General features: G+C 66.1%; 12 protein-coding genes and 2 pseudogenes. 11 read left to right on the top strand and 3 right to left on the bottom strand.

Annotated features, from left to right (window positions below):
- Positions 1 to 68 precede the first annotated feature (68 nt).
- The 9 genes and pseudogenes from ACVWY0_RS04220 to ACVWY0_RS04180 form a co-directional block, all read left to right on the top strand.
- Positions 69 to 385: pseudogene (locus ACVWY0_RS04220) on the top strand (SDR family oxidoreductase); the annotation flags it as partial.
- A gap of 144 nt (positions 386 to 529) precedes the next feature.
- Positions 530 to 1,519 carry a helix-turn-helix transcriptional regulator gene (locus ACVWY0_RS04215; protein WP_485835562.1) on the top strand — a complete coding sequence of 330 codons (990 nt, stop codon included), beginning with the start codon at positions 530 to 532 and terminating at the stop codon, positions 1,517 to 1,519.
- Positions 1,512 to 2,390: an SDR family oxidoreductase gene (locus tag ACVWY0_RS04210; protein ID WP_485835561.1), complete on the top strand. Its 879-nt coding sequence runs from the start codon at positions 1,512 to 1,514 to the stop codon at positions 2,388 to 2,390. Before ACVWY0_RS04215 ends, ACVWY0_RS04210 begins: the two co-directional genes overlap by 8 nt.
- Positions 2,391 to 2,605: 215 nt before the next feature.
- Positions 2,606 to 4,120 (top strand): purine-cytosine permease family protein, encoded by a 1,515-nt coding sequence (locus tag ACVWY0_RS04205; protein ID WP_485835560.1) that lies wholly within the window; start codon positions 2,606 to 2,608, stop codon positions 4,118 to 4,120.
- Positions 4,113 to 4,724, top strand: coding sequence for a TetR/AcrR family transcriptional regulator (locus ACVWY0_RS04200; protein WP_485835559.1), 612 nt, complete (start codon positions 4,113 to 4,115; stop codon positions 4,722 to 4,724). Before ACVWY0_RS04205 ends, ACVWY0_RS04200 begins: the two co-directional genes overlap by 8 nt.
- Before the next feature lie 99 nt (positions 4,725 to 4,823).
- Entirely contained in the window at positions 4,824 to 5,813 is a 990-nt protein-coding gene (locus ACVWY0_RS04195) for a nitrilase-related carbon-nitrogen hydrolase (RefSeq protein WP_485835558.1), read from the top strand.
- Positions 5,810 to 6,829 carry an agmatine deiminase family protein gene (locus ACVWY0_RS04190; RefSeq protein ID WP_485835557.1) on the top strand — a complete coding sequence of 340 codons (1,020 nt, stop codon included), beginning with the start codon at positions 5,810 to 5,812 and terminating at the stop codon, positions 6,827 to 6,829. Before ACVWY0_RS04195 ends, ACVWY0_RS04190 begins: the two co-directional genes overlap by 4 nt.
- 129 nt (positions 6,830 to 6,958) lie before the next feature.
- Positions 6,959 to 7,216: an SDR family oxidoreductase gene (locus ACVWY0_RS04185; RefSeq protein ID WP_485835556.1), complete on the top strand. Its 258-nt coding sequence runs from the start codon at positions 6,959 to 6,961 to the stop codon at positions 7,214 to 7,216.
- Positions 7,217 to 7,319: 103 nt separating this feature from the next.
- Positions 7,320 to 7,735: pseudogene (locus ACVWY0_RS04180) on the top strand (alpha-L-arabinofuranosidase); the annotation flags it as partial.
- 90 nt (positions 7,736 to 7,825) lie between these two features.
- Here ACVWY0_RS04180 and ACVWY0_RS04175 read toward each other — a convergent pair.
- The 3 genes from ACVWY0_RS04175 to ACVWY0_RS04165 form a co-directional block, all read right to left on the bottom strand.
- The gene (locus ACVWY0_RS04175) at positions 7,826 to 8,968 is read right to left on the bottom strand and encodes an amidohydrolase family protein (RefSeq protein ID WP_485835555.1); all 1,143 of its coding nucleotides are present in this window, start codon (positions 8,966 to 8,968) and stop codon (positions 7,826 to 7,828) included.
- Positions 8,968 to 10,332 carry a type I glutamate--ammonia ligase gene (locus ACVWY0_RS04170; RefSeq protein WP_485835554.1) on the bottom strand — a complete coding sequence of 455 codons (1,365 nt, stop codon included), beginning with the start codon at positions 10,330 to 10,332 and terminating at the stop codon, positions 8,968 to 8,970. Before ACVWY0_RS04170 ends, ACVWY0_RS04175 begins: the two co-directional genes overlap by 1 nt.
- 70 nt (positions 10,333 to 10,402) lie before the next feature.
- Positions 10,403 to 10,762, bottom strand: coding sequence for a hypothetical protein (locus ACVWY0_RS04165; protein WP_485835553.1), 360 nt, complete (start codon positions 10,760 to 10,762; stop codon positions 10,403 to 10,405).
- Positions 10,763 to 10,985: 223 nt separating this feature from the next.
- Between ACVWY0_RS04165 and ACVWY0_RS04160 the strand changes: the two genes are divergently transcribed.
- Entirely contained in the window at positions 10,986 to 11,843 is an 858-nt protein-coding gene (locus tag ACVWY0_RS04160) for a phosphatidylinositol-specific phospholipase C/glycerophosphodiester phosphodiesterase family protein (RefSeq protein ID WP_485835552.1), read from the top strand.
- Positions 11,844 to 11,878: 35 nt separating this feature from the next.
- Positions 11,879 to 12,922 (top strand): hypothetical protein, encoded by a 1,044-nt coding sequence (locus ACVWY0_RS04155; RefSeq protein ID WP_485835551.1) that lies wholly within the window; start codon positions 11,879 to 11,881, stop codon positions 12,920 to 12,922.
- Positions 12,923 to 13,117: the final 195 nt, after the last annotated feature.

Here is a 13,117-nt window from a genome sequence, read left to right as displayed (position 1 = left end):
GCCAGGAAATCGGCCGCCAATCAGCCTGATCATGTGTTCCGCCGTTTTGAGCATGGCTCCACCCAGGCCGCGGTTCCGCCGCCGGCGCCGCCTACACCGCGTCCAAGCACGCCGTCGTCGGCTTGACCACGAACTCGGCTGTGATGTACGGGCCCAAGGGCCTGCGCTTCAACGCCGTGGCCGCGGCCCCACCATCACCAACATCGTGGCGAACTGGGGTTCCCAGCTGACGGCCGAACGCCTCGGTCCGCTGATGCAGGCCACCGTCCCCACACCCGCCACGGCGGCGCAGCTCGCAGCGTCCATCACGTTCCTGCTCAGCGACGACGGCACCAACGTCAATCCCGCCATCCTCGCGTTCGGCGGCGGCTGGTCGGCACTGTAGGGGGCGGCACCAAAGGCAAGCGGACGACGGCGAGATGCGGCCCCGTCGTCCACCCGCGCGGACACCGGCTCCAAATGTTCCTGAACGCTGGGGGTGTCTGATGGACACTGCCACCGCGTCCTCGTGCTGCCTACCGTGGAACTTGTGGACAGAAATGAAGAGATCCGTGAGTTCCTGATCTCGCGTCGTGCGAAGGTCAGCCCGGAGCAGGCGGGGATCCCCAGCTATGGGGAACTGCGGCGTGTGCCGGGCTTGCGCCGTGAGGAAGTGGCGCAGCTCGCCGGTGTGAGCACGGACTACTACACGCGGCTGGAACGCGGTAGCCTCCGCGGCGTCTCCGACTCGGTGCTCGAGGCTGTGGCCTCCGCCCTTCAGCTGGACGAGGCCGAGCGGGCACACCTGATGGACCTGGCGCGGACGGCCAACGCGCCGTCGGGCCGGACGCCCCGCCGTCCGGCGCAGCAGCGGGTCCGTCCCGGAGTGCTTCGTCTGCTGGACGGGATGACCGGAGTGGCCGGCATGGTGCAGAACGGCCGCGGCGACGTGCTCGCGGCCAACATGCTGGGACGGGCCCTGTACTCCGAGGTATTTAACTCACCTGTGTCGTTTGGTCGGGACACTCCGGGCCGGCTGCCGAACCAGGCCCGCTACATCTTCCTCGATCCGCGCGCCGCCGATTTTTACCCCGACTGGAACGCGATCGCGGCCATCATGGTCGCGATGCTGCGCCTGGAATCTGGCCGGAATCCCCACGACCGCGCCCTGAACGAGCTGGTCGGCGAGCTCACCACAGGCAGCGGCCTGTTCGCCGCGCTGTGGGCCGGGCACGATGTTCGGATCCACACCACGGGAACCAAGCGCTTCCACCACCCGGTGGCCGGCGACCTGTCCCTGCAATACGAGACGCTGGCCCTCCCCGGCGACGAAGGACAGGTCGTGTTCACCTTCACGGCCGAGCCCGGCTCCGCGTCCGCAAACGCGCTGGCATTCCTCGCTAGCTGGGCGGCATCGCCACCCGAAGAAACCACCCAAACAGCCACCGCCGGTGATCCTGCCGACGGATCCACCGCCCCCGCGCGCTCCCACGCGCAGCCGGGGCGCACCACAGGAAAGACAGAACCCTCCCATGACTGAACAAAACACCACCATTCAGCAGGCCAACACCACCGGCAAAAAGGTCTGGTTCATCACCGGCGCCGGCCGCGGCATGGGCACCGACATCGCGAAGGCAGCCCTCGCCGCCGGCCACGCCGTGGTCGCCACCGGCCGCAAACCCGAAAAGGTCACACAGGCCGTCGGCGACAACGAGGACCTCCTCGCGGTCAAGCTCGACGTCACCGATCCCGCCGACGCGGCCGCCGCCATCCAGGCCGCCGTGGACCGGTTCGGCCGGATTGACGTCCTGGTGAACAACGCCGGCAACTTCTACGCCGGGTTCTTCGAGGAAATCACCCCGGCGGACTTCCGGGCACAGATCGAAACCACCATGTTCGGTCCAATGAACGTCACCCGCGCGGCCCTGCCGGTCCTGCGGGCCCAGCGCTCCGGCCTGGTGGTCACCATCTCCTCCACCGCCGGCCTGGCAGGCGGGGAGTTCCTGTCCGCCTACGCTGCGTCGAAATTCGGCGTGGAAGGATGGGCGGAATCCCTGGCCCCCGAGGTCGCACCGTTCGGCATCCGCTCCATGATCGTGGAGCCGGGGTTCTTCCGCACCGAACTGCTCACCCCGGAATCCACCAGCTACGCCGAATCCACCATCGGGGACTACGCCGAACGCACCGCGCAGACGGTCACCGCGTGGAAGGGCATGAACGGACTGCAGGGCGGGGACCCGGCCAAACTCGCCGACGCGCTGATCCAGCTGGCCGAGCTGGACGAGCCGCCGCTGCGGTTCGCCGCCGGCGCCGATGCCGTTGGCACCTTCGAGACCCGGGCCAAGGCTCTCCAAGAGCAGGCCGACGCGCACCGCGAACTCTCCAGCAACCTCGCCCTAAGCGACGCCTGACAAAACGGAAACGGACGACGGCGGGAGGTCCCGCCGTCGTCCACTCACCACCGCAAGGCCCCACCACAGTTCAGCCGGCCGCCGGCGGCTCCAACCCGTCCTGTGCTGCATGGTGGCGGAGATGCGTGCTGAAGGTTAGCTATTGACTGAAAATTCAGTCAGGCCTTATGGTTGATGCAATACATCAACGTGATGTAGCTCACGAAAGGCTTGCCATGATCAGCACGCGCTTCCGCAAAGACGCGGATTCCGTCGGTGCCGCATCCGCGCACAAGGACCGCTTCGGCCGCATTGAATCGGCCGGCATTGAGTTCATTCCCGACGAACAACGCACCTCCCGCCCCCGGAACCTGTTCACCGTGTTCTTCGGCGGCAACTTCGCCTTCTCGGTCATCGTTTTCGGCTGGCTTCCCATCACCTTCGGCCTGGACTTCGTCGGCGCCGCCACGGCCAGCCTCACCGGTCTCCTCGTTGGTACAGCCCTGATCGCCCCGATGGCCCTCCTGGGGCCACGGACCGGCACCAACAACACCGTTTCCAGCGCCGCACACTTCGGCACCCGCGGGCGCTTGATAGGTTCCGCCCTGACCCTGGTGTTCGCTCTTGCCTACGCCGCCATCGCGGTCTGGACTTCGGGCGACGCGCTGGTTGCCGCCGCCGAACGGCTGCTCGGGATACCCGTCGACGGCGTCACGCTCGCCATCGGCTACGCCGTGATCTCCGTGGAAATTGTTCTCGTGGCGCTCTTCGGCCACGGCACCGTGGTGGCGATGCAGAAGTTCGTCGCACCCGTCGTCGGCGTTCTGCTCCTCATCGGCGTCGTCGCCTTCGCACCGACGTTCAGCCCCACAACAGTCCATGCCGACTACCTCCTGGGCGACTTCTGGCCCACGTGGATCCTCTCGGCCGTCATTTCCGTCGGCGGCCCCCTCTCCTATGCACCCACACTGGGCGACTACAGCCGGCGCATCTCGCGGACCAGGCACTCGGACCGTTCGGTGGTGACCTCGGCATGCCTCGGCGTCTTCCTCGGGCTCTTCGTCACTGCCCTTTTCGGTGCCTTCACGGCCTCGGCGTTGCCGGAGCTTGGCGGCTCGTACGTCGCCGATCTCGTGAAATCATCCCCGGCCTGGTACCTGCTCCCAATCCTCATCATCGCGTTGGCCGGCGGGCTAGGCCAGGGCGTGCTCAACCTCTACGCCAGCGGCCTGGACCTCGAAGCACTCTTCCCCCGCCTGCGCCGCATCCACACCACGCTCATCACGTCGGTGATCGCCGTCGGACTCCTCTACCTTGGTGTCTTCGTGTTCAACGCGGTGGACTCCATCACCGCCATGACCCTGGTGCTCAACGGATTCGCCGGCCCCTGGGTGGCCATCAACGTCCTTGGCTTCCTGGTCGCCCGCCGCGGCACATACCACGCCGCAGACCTCCAGCTCTTTCGCGCCAGCGGACCGCGCGGACGCTACTGGTTCAGCAACGGCTGGAACCTGCGCGCGGTAATTCCCTGGGCCATCGGTTCAGTCTTCGGCCTGCTCGCGACGGACACGTCCCTGTACACCGGGCCGTTCTCGCAGCTCGCCGGGGGAATCGATCTCAGTTTCATCGGGTCCACGATCATCGGAGCGGCAGGCTATCTGCTGGCCTTGCGGTTCTGGCCCGAACCCGCCGCAACGAGGGAGTCCGCACGGGAGGAAGGTGAGCACGTATTACTGTCAAACCATGACTGACAAACTAGCCCAGATCCTCACCGCCGCCACCACCTGCATCGCCAGGAACGGCGTCCGGGGAATGCGGGTCAACGATGTGGCTGCAGAAGCCGGTGTTTCGCCGGGCCTCCTGTACTACCACTTCACCGACCGGGCCGGCCTGCTTGCCGCAACGCTTGAACACATCAACAAGCAGGTCAGCAAGGACGACGCCGCCCCCGCCTCCCCTGACGCGGAAGTCCGCGCCCGGCACTTCAGGCACCTGCTCCTTGACGAAATCAAGGACGACGCTGATGTCCGCCGGAATTCGGTGGCCTGGAACGAGCTGCGGGCGTGCTCCATCTTCGAACAGGAGCTGGCGGAACCGCTTTCCCGGACAACGGCGGAATGGAACCGCGAGATCGCCCAGGCCATCGTGGCCGCCAGCGAAGGCACCAGCGAGGACGAGGCCGCAGTCACTGCTGAGATCCTCACCAGTTTGGTGGAAGGAATCTCCGGCCGCTGGCTCAACGGTTTCATCACCACAGACCACGCGCGTTCCCTGTTGACGACGGCCATCGGCGCACTCACCACGGCACGCCCGTCCACCCTGCAGGAACCTTCCGGACAGGGTCTGGGCAAATGAACTACCGACCCAACTCTCAACCACTTATCAAACGACGCGATTCCAGCGGAATCCCGCGATTATGCAAGGACCCCTAGGGTCCCGTTAGGAAGCACCACCATGGACATCATCGCCAACACCGAAGCGCCCGCCTCCTTCGCCCGGAGCCAGGAAAGCACCCGCCGGCCGCTCCGAGTGGCCCTGGTCCAGCACCGCTGGCGCGAAAACGCCGCCGAGCTCAGGTCGGTGCTGAACGGGGCCATCGGCAAAGCCGCCGACGCCGGTGCCAGGGCCGTGTTCCTGCCGGAACTTACGCTCTCCAAATATCCTGCCAACGTCCGGGCCGGCAGTAACCCCGCCCGGAATGCCGAGGACTTGCTCAGCGGCCCCACCTTCGAGTTCGCCGCCAACGCGGCCCGGAAACACTGCGTCACCGTCCACGCCTCGCTCTACGAGCGCTCAGACGGAAACGACGGGCTGGGCTTCAACACCGCCATCCTCGTCTCGCCCCAGGGCGAGCTGCTGGCACGCACGCGCAAGACCCACATTCCCGTCAGCGCCGGCTACTACGAGGACACGTACTTCCGTGCCGGGCCGGCCGTCGACGCCTACCCCGTGCACCGCCCCGCGGAACTGGACGGGGCCGCTGTCGGACTCCCCACCTGCTGGGACGAATGGTTCCCGGAGGTCGCCCGGCTGTATTCGCTGGCCGGCGCGGAAATCCTGGTCTACCCCACGGCTATCGGCTCGGAGCCGACCTTCCCGGAGTTCGACCACCAGCCGCTGTGGCAGCACGTGATCACAGGCCACGGCATCACGAACGGCACGTTCATGGTGGTCCCCAACCGGACGGGCGACGAAGGCGACATCAACTTCTACGGTTCCTCGTTCATTTCCGATCCCTACGGCCGCGTCCTGGTCCAAGCGCCGCGGGACCGGGAAGCCGTCCTGGTGGCCGACCTTGACCTGGACCAGCGCAAGGACTGGCTGGACCTGTTCCCGTTCCTGACCACGCGCCGCCCCGACACCTATGCCGAGCTCACCCGGGACGTCGATTTCGACCGTCCGTACGGGGCGGTATCCGCACAGCAGACCGCGGCCCAGCCATGACCTGGATGATGCCGAGCGAAACGGCACCCCAGGAAAGGGTCTGGATGGCATTTCCGCCGGAGCGATCCTCGATAGGGCACACCGCGGAGGAAACCCATGAGGCCCGCACGGCGTGGGCAGCGGTGGCGCATGCTGTGGCGGATTTCGAGCCTGTCACCATGGTCGTGGACCCGCCGGACATGACTGCCGCGCGGACTTATCTTTCGGCTGGCATTGACCTGGTGGAAGCGCCCCTCGACGATGCCTGGATGCGGGACATCGGGCCCACATTCGTGACCGGCGACGACGGCCGGCTGGGCGGGGTGGACTGGGTCTTCAACGGCTGGGGGCAGCAGGAATGGGCCAGCTGGGGCAAGGATTCCGGGGTCGGCGCGGAAGTGGTGAGGGAGGCCGGTGCGGAGCTGCTGGACAGCCCGCTGGTCAATGAAGGCGGCGGGATCCAGGTGGACGGTCTGGGCACCGTGCTGGTCACCGAGACGGTGCAGCTGGATAAGTTCCGGAACCCGCACCTGACCAAGGCTGACGTCGAAGCCGAGCTGGCCCGCACCATCGGCGCCACGCATGTCATCTGGCTGCCACGTGGGCTGACCCGTGATTCGCAGGAACTCGGAACCCGCGGACACGTGGACATCGTGGCCGCTATCCCGTCGCCCGGTGTGCTGCTGGTCCACTCCCAGCGCAACCCATCACACCCGGACTTCCAGATCACCGCCGATATCATCGCGATGCTCGCCGGGACCCGGGACGCGCAGGGCCGTGTCTGGGACATCGTGGAGGTACCGGCCCCGGACACGCTGCGCGACGAGCTCGACTGGGTGGACTACAGCTACATCAACCATCTGGTGGTGAACGGAGGCGTCATCGCCTGCAGTTTCGACGACCCCGCGGACGCGGGAGCCCGCCGGATCCTGGAGCAGGCGTATCCGGGCCGCGAAGTGGTGATGGTCGATGCCCGCGCCATCTTCGCCCGGGGCGGCGGCATCCATTGCATCACCCAGCAGCAGCCGGCCGTCTGACCGCGGCAGCCATGAAGACCCCTGCTGTGGGCGACGTGCCCGCCGCCCACAGCAGGGGCTTTCCACGGCAATACCACCGGTAGTCTCGCCTGAGCCGTTGGACGCTCAGTTGCACTCGGCAACTGACTTATGTTTCCGACCGCCGTGTACGGGCCCAAGGGCCTGCACTTCAACGCCGTCGCCCCCGGCCCCACGATCACCAACATCGTGGCCAACTGGGGATCCCAGCTCGCGGCCGAACGCCTTGGCCCGCTGATGCAGGCCACCGTCCCGACGCCTGCCACCGCGGCCCAGCTCGCCACGTCCATCACGTTCCTGCTCAGCGACGGCGGCACCAACGTCAACGGCACCATCCTCGCCTCCGACGGCGGCTGGTCGGCGCTGTAGGGGAGCCGCACCCAACGCAAACGGACGACGGCGGGGTGTCCCGCCGTCGTCCGTTTGAGGACTGGTGGTGTGTGCGGGAGCGCCTAAGCCGTGGCAGCGACCTGCCAAGGGCAAACACAAGAAGCACATCAACCTGTCCTTCGACGAGTGGAACGTTTGGTACCAGCGCGGCCTGGACACCGAGGACCAGCCGCACAACGTCGCCAAGGCCGGCTGGCGCGAGCACCCCCGCGTCATCGAGGACAAGTACAACGTGACGGACGCCGTGGTGGTGGGGCCTTGAGGAAGCTGGCCGACGTCGAGGTCGCCCTGCGCGGGTTCGACGCCCGCCGGGTGGTCCGTGCCGAGGTCCTGGAAATTCCGGAGGGCGGGGACCGTTTCACGGCCAATACCCAGAGCCGTCAGGACCAGGTGGGGCTCAAGCCGCTGGAAGGCGCGAAGGCGAGCGGCTCCGAGCTCCGGCTCACGCTGCCGGCGCTGTCCTGGGCCGTGATCGAGCTGGACGTCGTCAAGAACTGACTCTTGCCGCACCAGCTCTGAGCGGACGACGGCGGGACCTCCCGCCGTCGTCCGCTCTGCAGTTTCTGGGACTGGGGACGCCGCCGGCGCTCAGGGGAGCGCGTACACGCGGCGGGCGTTGTTGTGTGCGACGAGTTGCACGATCTTGCGGGCGTCCGCCTCGGAACAGTCGTCGTCGTCGATCCATCCGCCGACTACCTTGGTGATTGCGTTGCGCCACAGTCTCGCGCCGAGGTAGTGGAGTTCGGCCGGGCCCAACGCGTCGGAGGAGTAAAGGATTTTCGTGAAGGGAGCCAGTTCGAATGAGCGGGCCACCAGATCCCGGCTCCGTGACCCGGTGAAGTTCACGGCAAGGCCCACATCGATGTAGACGTTTTCAAAGGCGTGGGCTAAATAGCCGGCTTCGCGCTCGAATGGATAGCAGTGGAGCAGCATGATTGGTGTGTCCCGGACTTCGGGGGACCGCAGAAAATCCAGGAGGTACAGGGGATTGGTTTTGTGGAGGTCCAGGTCGCGGTCACCGAATCCAACATGGAATTGCAGCGGAAGCTTCATCGACACAGCCGTGTAGATCCCGTGGGCAATGAGCGTCACATCGGTGAGCTTCGGGTTGGTGCCGGCGCGCGGGTTCTCCTGCCAGCGGCGGGCTGCTTCAACAACCGCAGCCGGTGCCGGTCGGCTGAGATTCTGGTCGAAGCCTCCGCGGTAGGCGAGAACTGTTTTGAATCCCACGGCGCTGCGGGTGAGCTCTTGAAGCCGCTGACCGAACTCTTCGACGTAATCTGCAGGATTGGCAATCTCCTGGATCAGCGACTCGGCGACAAGTTCCAGCCGAACGATCTCGTGGGTCCGCCCACCGGAGACGCCGGCCATGCCCGCCTTGCCGAGGTAGTCAGCGGCATCCAAGCCTGTATCGATCAGCCAGTCGCTCACGCCAGCAGCGCGGGTCATGCGGCGGCACACCTCGAGTTCTGAAAGTTCGGAGCGCCGGCTCCAGTAGGCCGCCGGTGAGGCGTGCCGTGGCAGATCAAGAATGCCGCTGCACCAGCGCCGGATGGCGAGCCCGATTTGGGTGTTGTAGGTGTCCTCGGGCTTGGCCAGTGGTTCGGTGTTTCCCTCGTTGAGCGAGTTCTGAAAGCGTGTCTCATCACCGTCAGCGTGAAACGCGCCATGCACGTGGTGATCAATAAGCCTGACTTGTTCGACGAAGTCCGGGAAAGAACCGCCCGCCATTAGATCGACCAGGAGAGTCGAAAGCGTTCAGCAAGCTCGTCCGGCGAGAGGTCCGCCGAGATTCGCTGTTCGTAGCGCCGGACGGCCACCGTGGCATCCACGATGGCGTCTCCGAGAAGCCCGCGTGCCAGGCGTGACTTGTCCAGCGTGTCGATGATGGCGGTGGGGGAGCCTGAGAGCAGCCGGACGTTGGCCCGGTCCCGCTCGCTTCCCGAAAGCCGTCCGGGGTCACCCGGGATCTCTGCCGGAAGCCTGCGCCCGCCGCGGATGCCGTCAAGGGCGAGCGCAAGGATGGATGCGGACGCCAGATACACGTTTGCCGACGGGTCGACGATTTTCACCTCGACGTTGGCTCCATGCGGATTGCTGTTGCCCTCGTTCAGAAAACGCACTGAGGCCTCCCGGTTTTCCAGGCCCCAGCATAAGTAGGCACCCGACCACGTGCCGGGTGTCAACCGGCTTCCGGACAAAATTGATCCCGTGAGGAAGCCCTGGATATCGGGGAGTCCTGCGATGATTCCGCCAATGGCCGCGCCTCCCTCGGGGCAGATGCCGTGCGGTCCGCTGCCGCCGGAGAACAGCGGCAGGCCGTTCTTGTGGAGCGAAAAGTGCTGGTGGGCGCCGTTTCCGACGGTGCCGGGAAAGGGCAACGGGGAGAACGAGGCCTGCATGCTGTGGGCCCGGGCGACGATGCCAACAATGATCTTGGCAACGACCACGGTGTCCGCTGCCTGAACCGGCGAAGCAGGGGGAAGCGAAAACTCGAACTGGTTCCTGCCGTACTCGGCATGGATCTGCTCCATCGGAATGCCGGCATGGTTCAGCACCGACAGCAGATCATCGAGGAATTCCGATCGGTCCAGAAGGCCGGTTGCCCCGTACGGAACCCAGGGTGCGGTTTCCAGCGCTGAACCGTCCGGGGCGACGAGGAAGAATTCCAGTTCGTGGCCCACGAATGCCTGGTATCCGGCCTCGTCGAGGCTGCCGGCGACGTCGGCCAGAAGACTGCGGGCACAGGCCGGAGACGCGGCGCCGTCCTGTTCGAAAAGGCTGCCCGGCGCCCATGCCCGGCCAGCCTGCAGGACACGGAGTCCCCCGATATCGATCTTGAGGCGCATATCGCCAACGGGGGTGATGCTGTCCGTGAACGCTATCCCGCCGTCGATGGTGAAAACATGCCAGACGGGGGCAGCGCCCATCCCGGATTGGTGGAAGGCTTTGAGCCGGGCTAACGGAACGCTCTTGGCAAGCGTGATGCCCGAAGCATTCACCACCGTGCCGATAACGGTGCGGACGCCGGCCGCTTCGAGCTCGCGCTGAGCCTTGGCAACAGCGGATTCGTCGGCTGATGCGATTTCAGTCATGCGCCTATCATGCGGCCCCTCCCCGTCCAATGAAAGGTTCGGAAGGTCTGCCGCTCCGCCAGTTTCTGGCCTACGTGCTGAGGTTCCAGTGGACCCGGATGGCCTCGGCCATTGGGCCGGCGCTGACGTCGACCCGGAAAGCAACGGGCGCGGTCCCCGTCTCTTCGATGACCGAGTCACGGTACACGCGGCCGCATGACGGACACAGCGTGTAGAGCTCCCCATCCGCCGGCCATTCCGCCAGTTCCGCAGGGACCGGGCGGCTCTCTCCGATGAAGACCGGGACGCCTTCTGAGTTCGCCTGAATCAACCCGTCCTTGCTGACGGTGTTGCCGCACACGCAGGTGATGGTGGTGACATCATGACCGATAACATCGGCGGTTTCAGTGTCCACGATGACCTCCCGGCGCTGGAAGAGACGTTCTTTCAATTAGCTTATGCCTGCTGATCCGTGCGGGCGCCCAAACAGAAGCCATTCGCCTAAGCGGTGACCCTCTGCAGAGGGTCTGCCAATCCGACGCCTCCTGTTCACCGTCCCGAAACCGTTGGCGCCATGCCCGTTCTCCGGCAGCAGGAAGTCTTTTCACGCACCGCCGCCCAGCGCCCCCATCGCCTGGGAAATGAACCGACCCTGCTGTCCCAAGGAGAACCCCGTGTTCCTGAAAAGCGCCGTCACAGCCCTCGTAGCCCTTACCTCCCTGACCGGAATCGCCGCCCCGCCGGCCGCAAATCCCGCCAACGCGCCGTCGTCCGTGGTCCTCGGACAGCCGCTGGCCGCAGCCCATGCCCACAACGACTATGAGCACGACCGACCCCTGTTCGACGCCCTGGAGCACGGCTTCACCAGCGTCGAAGCCGACGTGTGGCTGGTGGACGGCGAACTTCTGGTGGCACACGACCTCAAGGACGCCAAGCCCGGAGTAACTCTCGAGAGCCTCTACCTCGATCCCCTGGACGACCTGGTCCGGAACCAGGGCCACAGCGTATACCCCCACTGGGACGGCAGCCTGCAGCTCCTGATCGACATCAAGAGTGAAGGTGAGGCCACCTACGCCGCCATCGAGCAGGAACTGGCCGAGCACCGGGACATCATGAGCCGCTACAGCAACGGCACCGCCAAAACCGGGCCCGTCACCGCCGTCATCAGCGGAAACCGCCCCTTGGCCACCATGCAGGCGCAGGAAAAGCGGTTCGGCTTCTATGACGGACGCTCCGCCGACCTCACCTCCGGCATGCCTGCCGGGCTGATGCCGCTGATCAGCGACAACTGGACCAAGCTCTTCACCTGGCAGGGCGTGGGCCCCATGCCCGAGGCCGAACGCACCAAGCTGCACGCCTACGTGGCCGAAGCACACGCCAAGGGCTACCCGGTTCGCTTCTGGGCCACCCCTGACCAGCCCGGCGCCGCACGCGAAGCTGTCTGGAACGAACTCTTCGAGGCCGGCGTGGACCACATCAACACCGACGACCTTGAGGCGCTGGAACAGTTCCTCGCCGCCCGCACGCTCTAAAGCCGCCCCCACCCAGCAGACACAGGAACACCATCATGTCTTCAAAGTCCGTGAAAACGACGACGGCGGCGGGGGCCGTCCTGGCGCTCGGCCTCCTTGCGTCCCAGCCCGCCATCGCAGCCAATAACATCTCTGACAGCCAGGCGTTCAGCTTTGGCGTCCTCGGCGACATCCCTTACGGCGACGCCGAAATCGCCAAATTCCCGTCCCGCATCCAGGACATCAACGCCGACAGCGCACTGAAGTTCGTCACCCATGTGGGCGACATCAAGAACGGCTCCTCGGTGTGCTCAGACGAGTACTTCGCCAACATCCGCTCCCAGTTCGATACCTTCGAGCACCCGCTGGTCTTCACCCCGGGCGACAACGAGTGGGTGGACTGCCACCGCACCAACAACGGCGCCTACAACCCGCTGGAACGGCTGGACGAGCTGCGGGAGGTCTTCTTCGACGAGCCCGGCAAGACCCTGGGCGCAACCATGCCGGTCAAGACCCAGAAGAAGCTTGGGCTTCCGGAAAATGTCCGCTTCACCCAGAACCGTGTGGCCTTCTCCGTGGTGAACGTCCAGGGCAGCAACAACTCGCTGCTTCCATGGAGCGGCCTGGGCGAAACCACACCCACGCCCGAGCAGCTGGCCGAAGTTGAGCACCGGACGGATGCCGTCCTGGGCCAGATACGTGACACGTTCACCGACGCCGAGCGCCGCAACGACCGCGCCGTGGTGCTGATGACGCAGGCCGACATGTTCGACCCGTCGCTGCTCGCCGCGGCCACTGCCAACCCGGAAACGGTCTCCGGGTTCCGGGAGATCGTTGCGGCCATCATTGAAGAGACCAACCGCTTTGACCGCCCGGTCTATCTCATCAACGGCGACAGCCACGTCTTTGCCGAGAACCAGCCGCTGGCGGAAGGCTCACCATGGCTGGAGGTCTATGGCCAGCCCGCCGCGGATGACCTGCAGCGCATCACCGTGGACGGATCGGCCAACGCCACCAACTACGTCAGGTTCACGGTTGTCGGCAACAGCAGCGACGGCGATGATGTCCTGAGCTGGGAGAAGGTCCCCTTCAGCCAGTAGGCACCAAACGGAAGCGGGCGACGGCGGGGGGGCGCCCCCCCCCCCCCCCCCCCCCCCCCCCCCCCCCGCCCCCCCCCCCCCCCCCCCCCCCGCCCCCCCCCCCCCCCCCCGCACCCCCCCCCAACCCCGCGCACAACTACCGCAGGGCCGCGGACCTTCGTGCCGCCCACTCCCACGGCCCCCGGCTTGACAGAT

The organism is Arthrobacter sp. UYNi723 (genome assembly GCF_054057635.1).
This window is presented reverse-complemented; position numbering and strand designations above follow the sequence as displayed.

Coding starts and splice junctions, on each gene's coding strand:
- ACVWY0_RS04205 (WP_485835560.1), top strand. CDS start 2,606: ATGATCAGCACGCGCTTCCGCAAAGACGCGGATTCCGTCGGTGCCGCA.
- ACVWY0_RS04175 (WP_485835555.1), bottom strand. CDS start 8,968: ATGGCGGGCGGTTCTTTCCCGGACTTCGTCGAACAAGTCAGGCTTATT.
- ACVWY0_RS04190 (WP_485835557.1), top strand. CDS start 5,810: ATGACCTGGATGATGCCGAGCGAAACGGCACCCCAGGAAAGGGTCTGG.
- ACVWY0_RS04210 (WP_485835561.1), top strand. CDS start 1,512: ATGACTGAACAAAACACCACCATTCAGCAGGCCAACACCACCGGCAAA.
- ACVWY0_RS04155 (WP_485835551.1), top strand. CDS start 11,879: ATGTCTTCAAAGTCCGTGAAAACGACGACGGCGGCGGGGGCCGTCCTG.
- ACVWY0_RS04195 (WP_485835558.1), top strand. CDS start 4,824: ATGGACATCATCGCCAACACCGAAGCGCCCGCCTCCTTCGCCCGGAGC.
- ACVWY0_RS04170 (WP_485835554.1), bottom strand. CDS start 10,332: ATGACTGAAATCGCATCAGCCGACGAATCCGCTGTTGCCAAGGCTCAG.
- ACVWY0_RS04200 (WP_485835559.1), top strand. CDS start 4,113: ATGACTGACAAACTAGCCCAGATCCTCACCGCCGCCACCACCTGCATC.
- ACVWY0_RS04185 (WP_485835556.1), top strand. CDS start 6,959: ATGTTTCCGACCGCCGTGTACGGGCCCAAGGGCCTGCACTTCAACGCC.